Consider the following 17,332-nt stretch of genomic DNA (forward strand, 5'->3'; position numbering starts at 1 on the left):
AGATCGCTCACGCGGCCTCCTGCACGGCGCGCTCGCGGCGGAACAACGGGCGCGGTTCGTCGATGGCGCCCTGGTAGCGCACGCTGATCTCGCCAAAGCCGTTCAGCGCATCGTCGATGTTCTTGTCGGCGCGCACGGCGTAGGCATCGAAACCGCAGCGGCGCATGAAGTCGAGCTGGTCGCGCAGCACGTCGCCGATGGCACGCAGCTCGCGCGTGAAGCCCAGGCGCTGGCGCAGCAGGAAGGCCGTGCTGTAGCCCCTGCCATCGCGGAAGACCGGAAAGTCCACCGCCACCAATGAGAGATTCGGCAAATCGGCTTGCAGTGCGAACGGCTCGTCATCCGGGGCCAGCCACACGGCCAGCGTGCCAGCGCGAGCACGGCCGAGCAGCGCATCGCGATTGGCTTGCCAGAAGACCAATGGCACGATGGCGTGCGTGGCGGCCTCCACATCGGCTGGCGTCAGCTCGCCACCTTCCGGTGCGCGCAGTACGGTCCATTCATCGGCCACGATTTGCGGGGCACCGTTTTGCAGCTTGATGATCTTGCTCATGTTCGTTCCCTCGTTATCAGGCAGCCTGCTTGTCGCTATGGGCGTAGACGCGTTCCTTGAACGGGGCCATGCCGATGCGGTGGTAGGTATCGATGAACACCTCGCCTTCCACGCGTTGGGCGACGAAGGTGTCGATGATGCGCTCGATCACGTCGGGCATTTCTTCGGCCTTGAACGATGGGCCGATCACCTTGCCCAGCGCCGATTCGTTGCCCTGCGCGCCGCCCAGCGACACCTGATACCACTCTTCATCCGCCTTATCGACACCCAGGATGCCGATGTTGCCGACGTGATGGTGGCCGCACGAGTTGATGCAGCCCGAAATGTTGAGTGACAGCTCGCCCAGGTCGTACACGTAGTCCAGGTTGTCGAAGCGCGCCTGAATGGCCTGCGCGATCGGGATCGACTTGGCGTTGGCCAGCGAGCAGAAATCACCGCCCGGGCAGGCGATGATGTCGGTCAGCAGGCCGATGTTGGCGGTGGCCATGCCGTGCTCTTTGGCGAGTTGCCACAGCGCGAACAGATCACGCTTCTTCACGTCCGGCAGAATCAGGTTCTGCTCGTGCGCCACGCGCAGCTCGCCAAAGCCGAAGCGCTCGGACCAGTCGGCCACCAGCGCCATCTGTTCGGCCGTCGCATCGCCCGGGGGCAGTGCCACGCCCGGCTTGAGCGACAGCGTGACCGCGGCGTAACCCGGCACGCGGTGCGCATGCACGTTGCGGCTGACCCAACGCGCGAACGCCTTGTTCTCCAGCAGCGCCTTCTCATAGGCGGCATCCGTATCGGCCAGCTTTTCATACGCGGGCGGCGCGAAGTACTGGGCCACGCGATCGAACTCGGCCTGCGGGATGGTCGACGGGCCGTCCTTGATGTGTTGCCACTCTTCTTCCACCTGGCGGGCGAATTCTTCCGCGCCGATGGCCTTCACGAGAATCTTGATACGCGCCTTGTACTTGTTGTCGCGGCGGCCATAGCGGTTGTACACGCGAACGGCGGCCTCGATGTACGACAGCATGTGCTGCCACGGCAGGTCTTCTTTGATGATGGCGCCCAGGATCGGGGTGCGGCCCATGCCGCCGCCGGCCAGAATGCGCAGCAGCGTCTGGCCGTCTTTTTCATAGGCGTACACGCCGATGTCGTGCAGTTGCGTCACGGCGCGGTCCTGGCGCGAGGCCGAGACGGCGATCTTGAACTTGCGCGGCAGGAACGCGAACTCGGGGATGAACGTCGACCATTGGCGCAGGATTTCCGCCAGCGGGCGCGCATCGATCACCTCATCTGGCGCCACGCCGGCAAACTGGTCGGTCGTGATGTTGCGGATGCAGTTGCCCGAGGTCTGAATGGCATGCATTTCCACCGAAGCCAGCTTGGCCAGGATATCCGGCACCTGCTCCAGCTCGATCCAGTTGTACTGGATGTTCTGGCGCGTGCTGAAGTGGCCATAGCCGCGGTCGTGCTCGGCGGCAATGTGGCTGAGCATGCGCAGTTGATTGGCGCGCAGGTGGCCATACGGAATCGCCACGCGCAGCATGTAGGCGTGGCGCTGGTAGTACAGACCATTCTGCAGGCGCAGCGGCAGGAACTCTTCTTCGGTCAGCTCGCCCGAAATGCGGCGGCGCACCTGGTCGCGGAACTGCGCGACGCGGTCGGCGACGAGGCGGTGATCGTAAGCGTCGTATTGGTACATGACTGTTCAGTCCAATCCGGTCAGGCCGGCGTGCGATTCAATTGGGAGAAAGCGTTTCGTTATGGTGCTGTCGTCAACTCAACGGCAGCAGCAACAATCAAGCGGGGCCGGCATCGCATCACACACGGGCGCACGCATCACGACACCAGCTTGATGGCCGTGATCGTCAGCGTGGCGGCAAGCGCGCCGCGCACCAGACGTTCCGGCAGATTCTTGGAAAGACGCGCACCGAGCCAGATGCCCGGGATGGAGCCCAGCAGCAGCGAGAGCAGCAGGTTCCAGTCGATCGTGCCCAGGTACATGTGCCCGAGGCCCGCCACGGCGGTCAGCGGCACGGCATAGGCGATATCGGTGCCGGCCACTTCGGCGCTCTTCAATTCGGGATACAGGATCAGGATGAGCGTCGCGCCCACCGCACCGGCGCCAATGGACGACACCGTCACCAGCACACCCAGCACCGCGCCAACGATGACGGTTGCCACGGCCAAACCCGTGCCCTGCAGGCGATAGCGCGGGTTGGACGCCAGCCAGCCCAGCACGCGCTGGCGGAACAGCAACGAGATCACCGTCAGGATGACCGACACGCCAATCGTCAGGCGGATGAGGTGCATCCATTCGGCATCGAGGTTGCCGGCGTTCTTCAGCATGATCACCGTCACCAGCGCGGCGGGCAGACTGCCCAGGCAGAGGCGCTTGACGATGTCCCAGCGAACATGGCCGTGGCTGCGGTGTGCGATCGTGCCGACGCCCTTGGTCAGCGAGGCAAACGCCAAGTCCGTGCCCACGGCGGTAGCCGGCGAAAAGCCGAACATCAGCGTCAGCAGCGGAGTCATCAGCGAACCGCCGCCAACGCCCGTCAGGCCGACCAACAGGCCGACCAGCAAACCGGAAACCGTATAGGCGAGCGTCATAGCGCAGGGACAGTGAGGGCGTGTTATCACGAAGTTCGAGCATCGTAATGAAATGGCCTCATATCCCAAACCAATAAAAAATTGTTTGTTTATATGGCGTCGGTTATAAGTAGCCTTCTTATCGCTCGCATTTCCTTGACCTTGCACTACCCCGCGCAGCCATGAACCTCCATCAATTTCGCTTCGTGCGCGAAGCCGTGCGGCAGAAATTCAACCTGACCGAGGCCGCAAAAGCGCTTTATACATCACAACCAGGTGTCTCCAAGGCCATCATCGAGTTGGAAGAGGAACTGGGTGTCGATATCTTCACGCGGCACGGCAAGCGCATCCGGGGCCTCACGGAGCCGGGCCGGCGCATCCTCGCCTCGGTCGAGCGGGTGCTGGAAGAGGTCGAAACGCTCAAACGCGTCGGCAAAGACTACGCAGCACAGGACCAGGGCAACTTCACCATCGCCACCACGCACACGCAGGCGCGCTACGCCTTGCCCAAGGCGATCGCGGAATTCACGCGCAAGTACCCCAAGGTGCGCCTGTCCATTCAGCAGGGCACGCCCGCGCAGATTGCCGAGATGGTGCTGCACGATCAGGCCGACATCGCCATCGCCACCGAGGGTATGTCGCATGTGAAGGATCTGATCTCGATCCCGGGCTACCAGTGGCAGCATGTGGTGGTGACGCCGCCTGAGCACCCGCTGCTCGCACGCCAGCACCTGACACTGGAAGACCTGAAGGGTTACCCGATCATCACGTACGACCAGCACTTTGCCGGCCGGCCCAAGATCGACCACGCATTCGAGTTGCGCCAGATGAAGCCCGATGTCGTGCTCGAAGCCATCGACGCCGACGTCATCAAGACCTATGTGGAAGTGGGCCTGGGCGTGGGCATTGTCGCCGGCATGGCCTTTGACCCAGAGCGTGATCGCAATCTGCGTGCGATCCCGGCCGGGCATCTGTTCGGCACCAACGTCACGCACCTGGGCGTCAAGCAAGGCGCGTACTTGCGCGGCTTTGTCTACACCTTCATCGAACTGTTTGCGCCAGCGCTCACGCGCAAGCTGGTGGAGCAACTGATGTCGGGCGAGCACGAAGCCTACGAACTCTGAGTCCCAAGTTCAGACACCATCCCGCATTTCCGGAGATTCCATGACGACCCGACGTCGCCTGCTGTGTGGCCTTGCGCTCTTTGCCAGCGCGGCCGCAATTGCCATAACAGCCCTGCCCGCCCAAGCCGATATTCGCGTGGGCGTTGTCTTGTCGACCACCGGCCCCGCCGCCGCCATCGGTATCCCAAGCAAGAACACGGTGCAGATGTGGCCGGCAACCATGGGTGGCCAGCGCGCGCAGGTCATCATCCTGGACGATGCGTCCGACCCGTCGATGGCGGTGCGCAATGTGCGCAAGCTGATCGCTGAAGACAAGGTGGATGTGATCGTCGGCCCGACGATTGTGCCGACGGCGCTGGCTTCACTTGATGCCGTGGCCGAGGGGCAGACGCCGATGGTGACGCTGGCCGCATCCGCCTCCATTGTCGAGCCGCAGGACGCCAAGCGCCGCTGGGCCTTCAAGATGCCGCAAAACGATTCGCAGATGGCGACGCTGGTCACACAGCACATGGCGGACAGCGGCGTGCGCACGGTGGGCTTTATCGGCTTTACCGATGCGTATGGCGAGAGCTGGTGGCGTGAGTTCTCCAAGCTGGCCGAAGTGCGCAAGCTGAAGGTGGTTGCCAGCGAGCGCTTCGCTCGCACGGACACGAGCGTGACCGGCCAGGCGCTCAAGCTGATGGCCGCCAAACCCGATGCCATCCTGATTGCCGGCGCCGGCACGCCCGCCGCGCTGCCCGAGCGCACGCTGGTCGAACGTGGCTACAAGGGCCACATCTATCAGACGCACGGCATCGCCAGTACGGAATTCCTGAAGGTGGGCGGCAAGGATGTCGAAGGCACCCTCTTCCCGACCGGCCCGGTGGTCGTGGCGCGCGAACTGCCGGCCAGCCACCCCGTGCGCAAGGTCGCCGTGGAATTTGCCGACCGCTATGAAGCCAAGTACGGCCCCAACACTGTTACGCAATTCGCCGGAGATGCCTGGGGTGCCTGGCAACTGCTCGACAACGCGACAGCGCGCGCACTGAAGACTGGCGCCAAGCCCGGCACCCTCGCCTTCCGCGTTGCCCTGCGCGACGCGCTGGAAACCACCCAGAACCTGACCGTGCCCAACGGCGTGCTGAATCTGAATGCCCAGGATCACCAGGGCTTCGACCAGCGCTCCCGCGTGATGGGCATCATTAAAAACGGGCACTTCGCTTACGCTGGCCCGCGCTAATTCAACACGCAGAGATTTGCCATGACACGCATCGCCTTCATCGGCCTCGGCAACATGGGCACGCCCATGGTCCAGCATCTGATTGCAGCCGGCCACACCGTGCGCGCCTATGTACGCCGCCCTGAAGCGGCCGACAACGCCCGCGCCATCGGCGCCGAGCCCGTCAACACACCCGCCGAAGCCGCGCGCGACGCCGAGGTCATCTTCACCAACGTCACCTCCACCGCCGATGTGGAAGGCGTGCTGCTGGGGCCGGATGGCGTTGTCCACGGTGCTCCCCGCGGTGCAGTGTGCATTGACCACAGCACGATCTCCGCCATGGCTACGCGCCGTATTGCGGCCGAGCTGGAAACGGCGGGCCTGGAGTTTCTGGATGCGCCCGTCTCCGGCGGCACCATGGGCGCGCAGAAGGCCACGCTGTCGATCATGGTGGGCGGCAAGGCCGACGTGCTTGAGCGCGTGCGCCCGCTTCTGCAACTGCTGGGCACCACCATCACGCATGTCGGCGGCCATGGTGCGGGCCAGGTGGCCAAGGCGTGCAACCAGGTCGTGCAGGTCATCAACATTCAGGGTATTGCCGAGGCCATGCTGTTTGCACGCGCTCAGGGCACCGACCCCTCGCGTGTGCTGGCCGCCATCGGCCCTGGTTTTGCCGGCAGCCGCATGCTCGACCTGGAAGGGCCGAAGATGGCCGAGCGCAACTTTGCCGCCGGTATCGAAGCGCGCCTGCACGACAAGGATTTCGGCCTTGTGCGTGAAATCGCCCAGGAACTCGGCCTGCAGATGCCGGCGATGGAACTGGTGGCCGCGCAGCTCAATACGCTGGTTGCCAACGGCTGGGGATATGACGATACGGCGTCGCTGCTGCGCGTGCTGGAGCTGCAGAACGAGCGCACGGCAAATTAGGTTCACCTGACCCGCCTTGTTAGGCACGCCTGACTTCTGGCATAATTGCTGGCTCATTGCACCTGCCCGAGTGGTGAAATTGGTAGACGCAGGGGACTCAAAATCCCCCGCCGCAAGGCGTGCCGGTTCGATTCCGGCCTCGGGCACCAAATTCCAAGCCGCTTCTGTTCATTCGGAAGCGGCTTTTTCATTGGGCGCTCGGCAATCCCAGCGTGCTGGGCAACGCGCCTCACGCGGCGTGGGATAATGTGCGTTCTGCCCCGGGCACGGCTCAAGAGGTTGGTCGCACGGGCGCGCGAGGGCCTTTATCCGCGTGGCCCGTACAGTTTCGAACCTTCTTCAGCACTCCCACAATGCCCACATACCGTTCCAAGACCTCCACCGCCGGCCGCAACATGGCAGGTGCGCGCTCGCTGTGGCGCGCCACCGGCATGAAAGATGAAGACTTCCAGAAGCCGATCATCGCGGTGGTCAACTCGTTCACCCAGTTCGTGCCCGGCCACGTGCACCTGAAGGATCTGGGCCAGCTCGTCGCGCGTGAGATCGAAGCCGCGGGCGGTGTAGCCAAGGAATTCAACACCATCGCCGTGGATGACGGCATCGCAATGGGCCACGACGGCATGCTGTATTCGCTGCCGAGCCGCGACATCATTGCCGATTCGGTGGAATACATGGTCAACGCGCACTGCGCCGATGCCATGGTGTGCATCTCCAACTGCGACAAGATCACCCCGGGCATGCTGATGGCCGCGATGCGCCTGAACATTCCGGTGATCTTTGTCTCGGGTGGCCCGATGGAAGCCGGCAAGACGCGCCTGGCCAACCCGGTCACCAAGGCGATCGAGATCAAGAAGCTCGACCTGATCGACGCGATGGTGATCGCGGCCGATAGCAAGTATTCCGACGAGGAAGTGGCCGAAGTTGAGCGCTCGGCCTGCCCGACCTGCGGTTCGTGCTCGGGCATGTTCACGGCCAACTCGATGAACTGCCTGACCGAAGCACTGGGCCTCTCGCTGCCGGGCAACGGCACGGTGGTTGCCACGCACGCAGACCGCGAGCAGCTCTTCAAGCGCGCCGGCCAACGCATCGTTGAGCTGGCCCGCCAGTACTACGAGCAGGAAGACGAGCGCGTGCTGCCGCGCTCGGTCGGCTTCAAGGCGTTCGAAAACGCGATGACGCTCGACATCGCCATGGGTGGCTCGACCAACACGATTCTCCACCTGCTGGCGATTGCGCAGGAAGCCGGGATCGACTTCACGATGAGCGACATCGACCGCCTCTCGCGTGTCGTGCCGCAACTGTGCAAGGTCGCGCCCAACACGAACAAGTACCACATCGAAGACGTGCACCGCGCCGGCGGCATCATGGCCATCCTGGGCGAGCTGGATCGCGCCGGGAAGTTGCACACCGACGCGCCGACCGTGCACGCGCCCACGCTGAAGGATGCGCTGGACCAATGGGACATCGTCCGCACCTCGGATGAAGCCGTGCAGACGTTCTACCGCGCCGGTCCGGCTGGCATCCCCACGCAGGTGGCATTCAGCCAGAACACGCGCTGGCCGAGCCTGGACCTGGACCGCGCCGGGGGCTGCATCCGCTCGAACGAGCATGCCTTCTCAAAGGAAGGCGGCCTGGCGGTGCTGCGCGGCAATATCGCGCTTGACGGCTGCGTGGTGAAGACGGCTGGTGTTGACGAAAGCATCCTCGTGTTCGAAGGCACGGCCCACGTCACCGAATCGCAGGACGAAGCGGTCGAAAACATCCTTGCCGACAAGGTCAAGGCCGGCGACGTGGTGGTCGTGCGCTACGAAGGCCCGAAGGGTGGCCCCGGCATGCAGGAAATGCTCTACCCGACGAGCTACATCAAGTCCAAGGGGCTGGGCAAGGCTTGCGCGCTGCTGACGGACGGCCGCTTCTCTGGCGGCACATCGGGCCTGTCGATCGGCCACTGCTCGCCGGAAGCGGCAGCGGGCGGCGCGATTGGCTTGGTGCGCAATGGCGACAAGATCCGCATCGACATCCCCAACCGCACGATCAACGTGCTGGTGTCGGATGAAGAACTCGCGCGCCGCCGCGAAGAGCAGAACGCCCTCGGCTGGAAGCCCATGAAGGCGCGTCCGCGCAAGGTGTCGGCCGCGCTCAAGGCGTACGCCAAGCTGGTCATGTCAGCAGACAAAGGCGCCGTGCGCGACCTGTCACAACTGGACGACTGACACCGCAGTGGGCCCTGTGCCTTATTGCTGCTGAAGCCGCTCTCCCGAGCGGCTTTTTTTTGGGTGGATTTACCTTCTCTATTGCATCGACAGTGCGACGCTCAGTCCCACTGCGCGGCAAGCCCATCTGGCGAAACCTCGCGGCCGTTTCGCTCAAGCGCGGCAATCTGCGCCATATCGTCGTCTGTCAGATGCAGCGTTTGCGCGCGCAGATTGCTGGCAAGATTTTCCCGCTTTGTCGACGACGGGATCACCGAATAGCCTAGCTGCATCGCCCAGGCCAGCACGACCTGCGCGGGCGTCGCCTGATGCCGCTGCGCAATCGCGCCGATCACCGGATCGCCCAGCACCTTGCCGTACGCCAGCGTCATATACGACGTGACGTGAATGCCTTCGCGCTGCAGAAATTCCACCAGCTTGCGGTTCTGCAAATACGGGCTCAGCTCGATCTGGTTGGTAGCGATCGCCTCTTTGCCTACCGCCGCAATGGCTTGCCGTGTCAGCGCGATATTGAAGTTCGAGATGCCGATCTGCCGCGTCAGGCCCTGGGCCTTGGCATCGGCCAGCGCGGTCATGAATGTCTCCAGCGGCACGCCGCTGTTGGGCGCGGGCCAGTGGATCAGCGTGAGATCGACGTAGCCTGTGCGCAGCTTGACAAGGCTGTCTTCGAGACTCGGCACAAGCTTGTCCTTCGCGTAGTTGTCGACCCAGATTTTGGTGGTCAGGAACAGGTCTTCGCGGCGGACGCCCGAGTCGGCAGTCGCCTCGCCCACATCAGCTTCATTGCCATAGATCTGCGCGGTGTCGATGGCGCGATAGCCGAGATCCAGGCCGTTGCGAATCGAATCGATGACAACCTGGCCCTTCAGACGAAACGTACCAAGGCCGAAAGCGGGAATCTTGTTCATTTTGCGCTCCATGAAAACAACTCAAGGATGGAATGGATGGAATCGAATCAGGGGTTCATGGCCAGGCGGGTCCGGCGCTGCAAGACGTGCAGGCCCACCAGCGCAAGGCCCGCCGCAGCAATCACTGCACCGACGATCGGCACCGCTGCGTAGCCAAAGCCCGCAGAGATAGCGGCCCCGCCTGCTGCTGCGCCCAGCGCGTTACCGAGATTGAACGCACCCACGTTGATCGACGATGCCAGCCCCGGCGCCTCGGCCGCAGCGCGCATCACGCGCATCTGCAGCGGCGGCACGACAGCGAAGGTGGCGAGGCCCCACACCAGCAACGCGGCCGCCGCACCCGCATGCGTTTTGGCGAGCATCGGGAACGCGAGCATCGTCACGATCAACACCAGCAGGAAGCCGATCAGGCTGCCGTCGAGCGAGCGATCCGCCAGGCGGCCACCCGCGATGTTGCCGATCGAAAACCCGACGCCAATCAGCACCAGCATGGCGGTCACGAACGCGGGGCTGGCGCCGGTGAGCTGCGCAAGCGTCGGTGCCACGTATGTGTAGAGCGTGAACATGGCGCCAGCGCCAAGCACCGTGGTAGCGAGCGCACCCAACACAACGGGGCGCATCAGCACGGCCAGTTCAGCACGCAGGTTGGGCATCTTGCCGGCCTCGCCTTTTGGCAACGCGGCGAACAGGCCCGCGATGGCGATCACGCCCAGGCTTGCCGTGGCGGCAAATGACATCCGCCAGCCGATCATCTGCCCAAGCCACGTTGCGGCGGGCACGCCGCCCACGTTGGCGATCGTCAGCCCCAGGAACATCGTTGCCACCGCACTTGCCTGCCTCTCGCGCGGCACAAGGCTGGCGGCCACCACTGAACCGAGCCCGAAGAACGCGCCATGGTTGAGGCTGGTGACAAGCCGCGCGAGCAGCAGCGTCGTGTAATCCGGTGCGATCGCCGACAGGAGGTTGCCAATGGTGAAGATGCTCATCAGCGCAATCAGCGCCTTGCGGCGCGGCCAGCGCGCGAGCAGCAGCGTCATCACCGGTGCGCCGACCATCACGCCGATGGCGTAAGCGCTGATCAACATGCCGGCCTGCGGAATCGACACATGCACGCCCTCGGCGATCACGGGCAACAGGCCCATTGGCGAAAACTCGGTGGTGCCGATGCCAAAGGCGCCTGCGGCAAGTGCGAGCAGCGGCAGCGTGGCACTGCTGCGTGTGGTGCCGAGTGTGGTGCCGCGTGGCGGCTCGGTGGAAACGGTTGTGGGGGTCATGGGGCGGGCTCCAGTGCGGGGTGTGGAAAGCGGGCAGGACGTCTGCCTCGGGTTCCGCAAACCTTTCGTGCAGCGCAGTGTGCTTGCCTTACCTTTGCAGAAAAACCCGTCTGCCGACGAAACAGTCTTGATTGTCAATCAACAATCCATATCGATCAGAATGCACTCCAGGTTGGCAATCCCGCTACGGCGCGGCATTTCAAAATATGTCATGACGTGATATATTCCGCGCCGAACCGTTTGATTTCGCCATGTCTACCCCCGCACGACCTTTGTCCAAGCAGGATTTCGAGAGCCTCTCCGATTTCCGTTACCACCTGCGTCGCTTCCTGCGCGCCTCTGAAGACCTGATCCACTCGAAGGGCATCACGCCGCTGCAGTATCAGTTGCTGCTGCACGTCAAAGGCTATGCCGGGCGCGAATGGGCCACCGTGGGTGAGTTGGCCGAGCGCCTGCAGGCCGCGCCGCACGGCACGGCAGCGCTCATCACGCGCTGCGAAGAAGCGGGTCTGGTCGAACGCCGCCAGAGCGATACCGACGCGCGCCAAGTGGAAGTCCATCTCTCCAGAAAGGGCGACCACCTCGTCGCACTGCTGGCCGGGCTGCACCAGAGTGAGCTGTCGGCCTTCAGCCGCGCTTTCAAGATTCCCCACCTAGAACAACCCGTCCAGCAGTAACGTCATGCAAACCCTTGAACATCGGCGCGACTTTGCGACCGACACCACGTTGTTCCGCACCACTGCGCTGGCGGTCGTCATTGCCGCGTTTGCCACGCTCGCGGCAGTGGTGCTGCTCCAACTGATCCGCTTCTTCACCAACCTGTTTTTCTTCCAGACCCTGTCGCTGGCGGACCGCTCCCCGGCCACCAACACGCTCGGCGTCTGGGTGATTGCGGTACCGCTCATCGGCGGGTTGATCGTCGGGCTGATGGCGCGCTTCGGCTCGGAGAAGATCCGCGGCCACGGCATTCCCGAGGCCATCGAAGCCATCCTGTTCGGCAAGAGCAAGATGTCGCCCAAGGTGGCCGTGCTCAAGCCGCTGTCGTCGGGCATCGTGATCGGCAGCGGCGGCCCGTTTGGTGCGGAAGGCCCGATCATCATGACCGGCGGCGCGATCGGCTCGCTGTTCGCGCAGTTCTTCAAGCTGACGGCGGCCGAGCGCAAGACGCTGCTGGTGGCCGGTGCCACAGCCGGCATGACGGCCGTGTTCGGCACGCCGGTGGCCGCGTTGCTGCTGGCGGTGGAACTGCTGCTGTTCGAATGGCGCCCGCGCAGCATGCTGCCGGTGGCGGTGGCGTGCGCGGTGGCGGGTTTTCTGCGCGTGCTGGTGCTGGACGCCGGCCCCCTGTTCCCACTGGAAACCGCGCCGGCGACGCTGCCTGCGCTGGGTTCTTGCGTGGTCGCCGGGCTGCTGTGCGGCGCGCTGGCGCGCTCGCTGTCGATGGCGCTGTACAAGACCGAAGACCTGTTCGGCCGCCTGCCGATCCACTGGATGTGGTGGCCGGCCATCGGCGGTCTGGTTGTTGGCATTGGCGGCTATTTCGAGCCGCGTGCGCTGGGCGTAGGCTACGACGTCATCGGCGATTTGCTGCACAACCATCTGGCTATCCAGGTAGCGCTCGCGCTGCTGGTGGTCAAGGCGATCATCTGGGTGATCGCGCTGGGCTCGGGCACGTCGGGCGGGGTGCTCGCCCCGCTGCTGATGATGGGCGCTGGCCTGGGTGTGCTGATCGGGCCCGTGCTGCCCGGTGGTGATCCGGGCCTGTGGCCGCTGGTGTGCATGGCTGCCATGCTGGCCGGCGTGCTGGGCGCCCCGCTCACCGCCATCATCTTCGCCTTTGGGCTCACGCACGATGTGAACGCGCTGCTGCCGATCCTGCTGGCGGTGGCAGTGTCCTATGGCTTTGTCGTGCTGACGATGCCGCGCTCGATCATGACCGAGAAGATCGCGCGCCGCGGCTTCCACATCTACCGCGAATACGCTGTCGACCCGCTTGAGCGCCACGCTGTGGATGAGGTCATGACGCGCACGGTGCAAACCATTGACGCACAGGCCACGCTGGCTGACACGCTCGCCAACCGCTTCGGCGCCAAGCAGGCGCACCGCGCGTTTCCGGTGGTGCAAAGCGGCACGCTGATCGGCATGCTCGATCGTGATGCGCTGGTAGCAGGCCAGAAGCGTGGCGCTATCACCGTTGCCGAACTGTTCGGTGCAAACGCCCCGGTGATGGCACTGCCCGGCGAGACCTGCCGCATTGTCGCCACGCGCCTGGCGGTGCATGGGCTGGAGCGACTGCCGGTGGTGGTCGATTCGCAATCGCGCACGCTGGTGGGCATCGTCTCGCGCAGCGACCTGGTCAAGCCGTCGCTGGCGTTCTTCGACGAAGAACAGCGCCGTGAGCGCTTTCGTCGCGTGCCGCTGTCAGGCACACGCACGCAGCTTGAACTGCGCCGCCGGCGCGCAGGCCGGGTAGCACGCTAAGGCGCTGCCCGCTGATTGCACGACGGGCTCGGCGCGGCCGTGCTTCGCGCGGTCGGGCTCGTTCCCCGCCGCAATCCCATACTGCGGCAGCGACTTCGCTACCGCATCCGCCTTGAGCGTCGCCCCGCTCGATATCGAAAAGCACGATCGACGCACACGATCTAGCGCGTCGATCGGGCACAGGCAGACGTCTGCAATGTTGCGTTATGCCGCATTAACCTGCCACATGCCGATTGCGGCCGCTTTCCTTGGCACTGTACAGCGCAAGGTCTGCGCGCTTGAGCATCTCTAACGCGGTATCGCCCGGCCGGCAGACCGTCATGCCCATGCTGACAGTCATCGACAGCCCGGTCGGGAAGGTTTCATCCGTTTCGGCCACCGCCACACGCAGGCGTTCAGCCACCTCAGTGGCGGCCTGCAGCGTGGTGCGGCCCATCACCACGGCAAATTCCTCGCCGCCCAGGCGCCCGACCAGATCACTGCTGCGCAGCACCCCAGTGGCCAGCGAGGCAAAGCGCTGCAGCGCCATGTCGCCCACGGCGTGGCCCCATGTGTCGTTGATGCGTTTGAAGTGATCCAGATCAGCGAGCACCAGCACAAGCGGTTCTGCGCGGTTGTGGGCGCGCGCGAGCACTGTGTCGAACAGCGCCAGGAAGCGACGGCGTGTCAGCACGCCCGTCAGATGGTCGAAATGCGCCTCGTTGGCGAGTGTGCTGTTGGTACGCTGCAACCGCTGGTTCAGATGACGCGTCACGCGGTGATGCTGCCGCTCGCGCACCAAAGACCACGCCACCAGCACAAACGTCACCAGTACGCTCACGAACAGCACAAAGCCGATCGTGCGGTTGCGCGCGTGGCTGGCGATCTGCTGGCCCCACGCAGGCAGCGGTTCTGCCACGACGACGGTGAGATCCGCGCTGGCATTGCGTGACACCGTGAGCGACGGCATCGCACTGCCCTCGCGCCAGGCCAGCGCGTCGCGCACCTCGACCGGCACCCAGCGGGGCACGTCGCGGTGGGCCTGGGCGGTGGGCCGGTATGGCCACGTATCGAAGTCGACGCGCCGGTAGGCGTTATATCGATCGCTGGCTCTCATGTGCTGCAGCCGCGCATCCGGGAGGATCTTGCCCACCAGCGACGCATCGGTCGACAGGATGATCAGGCCGTTGGGATCCGTCACCAGCGATGTCGGATGCGACACCCAGTGCTGCAGGCGCGCCAAGCTCACCTTGGTGCCCATCGCCGCGACGAGGTAACCGCCCGCGTCATACACCGGTGCGGCGAAGAACAGACCCGGCACGCCCGTCACCCTGCCCACGGTGAACTGCTCGCCCAGGCCGCCCAGCATCGCTTCCTTCATGTACGGCTGCATGCTCGCCTGCACGCCCAGAAACGAGTCGGGGTGGCCCGCGTTGTTGGCCAGCACCACGTAGTTGCCCTGGTTGACCACCCACAAGTAGTCCAGCCCAAGGTTGCCGGCAGTCGCGCTCAGGAACGCGTTGACGTCGACCACCTCCGGATGCGATAGCGCCTCTTCCGCGCGCGAGCCCTCATCCATCAGGTTCCAGCGCCGGGTGTCGACGCGCTCCACGGCGCGCGGGATGGCGTCGATCTGGGCGAGCGTTTGCGGAAGCGCGCGCAGCAATGCCACGTCAGCCGTAATCTGGTTCGACATACCCTCCGCGACCTGCGCGGCCAGTTGGCGCCGCGCATCGACCATCTGCTGCATATCGCGCGCGCCAATCGTATCGGCCACAAAGCAAGCGACAAACCAGGAGACCCCCACGCCCACCACCACCGCCGACAACCAAATCACCAGCGGCGCAGCGCGCAGCCGGGCGCCGTGTGGCGACGGTGCGGGTGCCGGGGCAGGCGCGTTCACGTCAAGCCTCGCTGGCCAGGAAATCCGCCACCGTTGGGTAGCGCAGCGCCACGCGCAACTCGCGCATCAGCCGCGTGTTGCGCAGCCGGCGCGATTCGCTCATGAACGACAGCAACGTCGGCTCGATCCGCTGAGTGGCTTCAGCCCGTGAAATGCGCGGCGGCCGCTGCAAGCCGCGTGCGTCGGCCACGGCATCGAAGTAGTCGCCCATGCGCAGTTCCGACGCATCGCTTGCATGCACGATGCGCTGCGATTTCCCCCGGAACAGCGCGGCAATAACGGCCCGCGCCAGATCGTCAGCGTGAATGTGGTTGGTATAGACGTCATCCTCGGCGCGCAAGGCGGGCGTGCCGCGCTCCAGCCGGGCGATGGGCAGCCGGTCAGCCGCATAGATGCCGGGAATACGCAGGATCGACGTGCGCCAGCCGCCGCCCGCGCCGAACCAGCGCACGCGGCGCTCGGCGGCGACACGGCGCTGGGCACGCGCCGTCGTGGGCTTGACCGGGCGGGATTCGTCGACCCAGGCGCCGCCCGCATCGCCATACACACCACTGGTGCTGGCGTACACAAACGCGCGCGCTTGGAGGCGGGTTTTCAAGCGGCCCGTGAGACCACCAGACCTGCGCGCCCGCTCGGGTAAAATGCGACGTTTTGTGGCTCGAAGTCTTGGCGCCGGTTGCGCCAGCGTGTGCAGCAGCGCGGCGGTACGCGGATCATCGTTGCCGGCAGCAGGCGGCGGCGCCAGATGCAGCACGCGAGAGCTTAAGCCCCGCAGGCGGCGCAGCGACGCGGCATCGTCCAGATTGGCGACAATCGGCACGGCACCGGCTTCGCGCAACGCTGCGCGGCCAGCCTCGCGTGAGGTGACGGCAAAGACGCGAAAACGCGTGCGCAGCATCGTCAGGCAGCGTTGCCCGACATCGCCGCAGCCGACGATCAGCACGCGTGGGAGCCCAAGGCGTGGTGCGGATTTGGATGGCCGAGCGACTGATTGATTCACCATCGGACGTGCTGCCATAACATGCCCAGACGGGCGACCAGACACTCTTTTCAACATATTCGGAATTGTAGTATGGCTTACCAGATCAACGTGCTGCCCAGCGGCCGCCAGTTCCAGGCCGAAGACGGCGAGACCATCCTTGCAGCGGCGCTGCGCCAAGGCATCGGCTTGCCATATGGCTGCAAGAACGGCGCATGTGGTTCGTGCAAGGGCCACGTGCGCGAGGGCTCCATCGTTCAGGGCAACCATTCGCCCAACGCGCTCTCCGCACAGGAGGCCACAGAGGGCCGCGCCCTGTTCTGCTGCGCCACCCCTGCCACCGATGTCACCATCGAAGTGCGCGAAGTGCATGGCGCCGGCGACGTGCCCATCAAGAAGATCCCGTGCCGCGTCGCGTCGCTGGAAAGGGCCGCGCCGGACGTCACCATCGTCAAGCTGCAACTGCCTGCCACCGAGCGTATGCAATTTTTGGCCGGGCAGTACGTGGAATTCCTCCTGCGCGACGGCAAGCGCCGCAGCTACTCGATCGCCAACCCGCCGCACGAAGACGGTCCGATCGAGCTGCACATCCGCCACATGCCGGGCGGCGCATTTACCGATTATGTGTTCGGCGCCAAGGACGGTGCACCGGCCATGAAAGAGCGCGACATCCTGCGCTTTGAGGGGCCGCTGGGCAGCTTCTTCCTGCGTGAAGAATCCGACAAACCGATCATCCTGCTGGCTTCCGGCACCGGTTTCGCGCCCATCAAGGCGATTGTCGAGCATGCGCAGTTCATCGGCAGCAAGCGCCCGATGACGCTGTACTGGGGCGGCCGCCGCCCGCAAGACCTGTACATGCACGCCAAGGCCGAAGAATGGGCCCGCACCCTGCCTGGCTTCACGTACGTGCCGGTCGTCTCCAACGCCCTGCCCGAAGACGCCTGGAGCGGTCGCACCGGCTTCGTCCACCAGGCGGTCATCGCCGACCACCCCGATTTGTCGAACCACGAGGTCTACGCTTGCGGCGCGCCGGTGGTGATCAACTCAGCCCGCGCCGACTTCGCCGCCCAGTGCAAGATGCACCCGGATGCGTTCTTCGCCGATTCCTTCACCTCTGAGGCGGACCTGCACCCCGCCGCTGGCTGAGGCTGACGTTGCACAAATCCAAAGCACGTCAAAATTTCGTTTTGACTTGACTTGGCATCCGTCTTATTCT

General features: G+C 64.6%; 14 protein-coding genes and 1 tRNA gene. 8 read left to right on the plus strand and 7 right to left on the minus strand.

Translation table 11 applies throughout. The annotated features are described in order from the left end of the window. Positions 1 to 7 precede the first annotated feature (7 nt). The 3 genes from PSUB009319_RS07485 to PSUB009319_RS07495 form a co-directional block, all read right to left on the minus strand. A complete protein-coding gene (locus tag PSUB009319_RS07485) occupies positions 8 to 553 on the minus strand; it encodes a DUF934 domain-containing protein (protein WP_124381596.1) in 546 nt (181 codons plus the stop codon). A gap of 16 nt (positions 554 to 569) precedes the next feature. Continuing rightward, positions 570 to 2,240: a nitrite/sulfite reductase gene (locus tag PSUB009319_RS07490; RefSeq protein WP_124381597.1), complete on the minus strand. Its 1,671-nt coding sequence runs from the start codon at positions 2,238 to 2,240 to the stop codon at positions 570 to 572. A gap of 137 nt (positions 2,241 to 2,377) precedes the next feature. Then, the gene (locus tag PSUB009319_RS07495) at positions 2,378 to 3,151 is read right to left on the minus strand and encodes a sulfite exporter TauE/SafE family protein (protein WP_124381598.1); all 774 of its coding nucleotides are present in this window, start codon (positions 3,149 to 3,151) and stop codon (positions 2,378 to 2,380) included. 161 nt (positions 3,152 to 3,312) lie between these two features. Here PSUB009319_RS07495 and PSUB009319_RS07500 point away from each other — a divergent pair, with 161 nt between their 5' ends. The 5 genes from PSUB009319_RS07500 to ilvD all read left to right on the plus strand — a co-directional run bounded on the left by PSUB009319_RS07500 (position 3,313) and on the right by ilvD (position 8,592). Further along, positions 3,313 to 4,254, plus strand: coding sequence for a CysB family HTH-type transcriptional regulator (locus tag PSUB009319_RS07500; protein WP_124381599.1), 942 nt, complete (start codon positions 3,313 to 3,315; stop codon positions 4,252 to 4,254). Between the two features lie 40 nt (positions 4,255 to 4,294). Further along, the gene (locus PSUB009319_RS07505; protein WP_124381600.1) at positions 4,295 to 5,473 is read left to right on the plus strand and encodes an ABC transporter substrate-binding protein; all 1,179 of its coding nucleotides are present in this window, start codon (positions 4,295 to 4,297) and stop codon (positions 5,471 to 5,473) included. Between the two features lie 21 nt (positions 5,474 to 5,494). After that, positions 5,495 to 6,379 (plus strand): NAD(P)-dependent oxidoreductase, encoded by an 885-nt coding sequence (locus tag PSUB009319_RS07510; RefSeq protein ID WP_124381601.1) that lies wholly within the window; start codon positions 5,495 to 5,497, stop codon positions 6,377 to 6,379. Positions 6,380 to 6,443: 64 nt separating this feature from the next. Beyond that, positions 6,444 to 6,528 (plus strand) — tRNA-Leu (locus tag PSUB009319_RS07515). Positions 6,529 to 6,732: 204 nt separating this feature from the next. Beyond that, on the plus strand, positions 6,733 to 8,592 hold the full coding sequence (gene ilvD / locus PSUB009319_RS07520; protein ID WP_124381602.1) for a dihydroxy-acid dehydratase: 1,860 nt from the start codon (positions 6,733 to 6,735) through the stop codon (positions 8,590 to 8,592). Positions 8,593 to 8,693: 101 nt separating this feature from the next. Here the strand turns inward: ilvD and dkgB are convergent, their stop codons facing one another. Further along, positions 8,694 to 9,500: a 2,5-didehydrogluconate reductase DkgB gene (dkgB, locus tag PSUB009319_RS07525; RefSeq protein ID WP_124381603.1), complete on the minus strand. Its 807-nt coding sequence runs from the start codon at positions 9,498 to 9,500 to the stop codon at positions 8,694 to 8,696. A 47-nt stretch (positions 9,501 to 9,547) separates the two neighbouring features. Beyond that, positions 9,548 to 10,774, minus strand: coding sequence for an MFS transporter (locus tag PSUB009319_RS07530; RefSeq protein WP_260392904.1), 1,227 nt, complete (start codon positions 10,772 to 10,774; stop codon positions 9,548 to 9,550). Positions 10,775 to 11,025: 251 nt separating this feature from the next. Between PSUB009319_RS07530 and PSUB009319_RS07535 the strand changes: the two genes are divergently transcribed. Both PSUB009319_RS07535 and PSUB009319_RS07540 read left to right on the plus strand, forming a co-directional pair. Then, positions 11,026 to 11,451 carry a MarR family winged helix-turn-helix transcriptional regulator gene (locus PSUB009319_RS07535; RefSeq protein WP_124381604.1) on the plus strand — a complete coding sequence of 142 codons (426 nt, stop codon included), beginning with the start codon at positions 11,026 to 11,028 and terminating at the stop codon, positions 11,449 to 11,451. 4 nt (positions 11,452 to 11,455) lie between these two features. Further along, a complete protein-coding gene (locus PSUB009319_RS07540) occupies positions 11,456 to 13,255 on the plus strand; it encodes a chloride channel protein (protein WP_124381605.1) in 1,800 nt (599 codons plus the stop codon). A gap of 214 nt (positions 13,256 to 13,469) precedes the next feature. On the opposite strand, the gene PSUB009319_RS07545 is transcribed toward PSUB009319_RS07540, so the two are convergent. Both PSUB009319_RS07545 and PSUB009319_RS07550 read right to left on the minus strand, forming a co-directional pair. Further along, complete coding sequence (locus PSUB009319_RS07545; RefSeq protein WP_124381606.1) at positions 13,470 to 15,137, minus strand: diguanylate cyclase; 1,668 nt, start codon at positions 15,135 to 15,137, stop codon at positions 13,470 to 13,472. A 1-nt stretch (position 15,138) separates the two neighbouring features. After that, positions 15,139 to 16,140: an NAD-dependent epimerase/dehydratase family protein gene (locus PSUB009319_RS07550; RefSeq protein WP_124381686.1), complete on the minus strand. Its 1,002-nt coding sequence runs from the start codon at positions 16,138 to 16,140 to the stop codon at positions 15,139 to 15,141. 69 nt (positions 16,141 to 16,209) lie between these two features. On the opposite strand from PSUB009319_RS07550, the gene PSUB009319_RS07555 reads away from it, so the two are divergent. Further along, entirely contained in the window at positions 16,210 to 17,262 is a 1,053-nt protein-coding gene (locus PSUB009319_RS07555; protein ID WP_124381607.1) for a CDP-6-deoxy-delta-3,4-glucoseen reductase, read from the plus strand. Positions 17,263 to 17,332 lie beyond the last annotated feature (70 nt).

Origin of the sequence: Ralstonia sp. SET104 (assembly GCF_003851545.1) — a bacterium.
Taxonomy (GTDB): Bacteria; Pseudomonadota; Gammaproteobacteria; order Burkholderiales; family Burkholderiaceae; genus Ralstonia.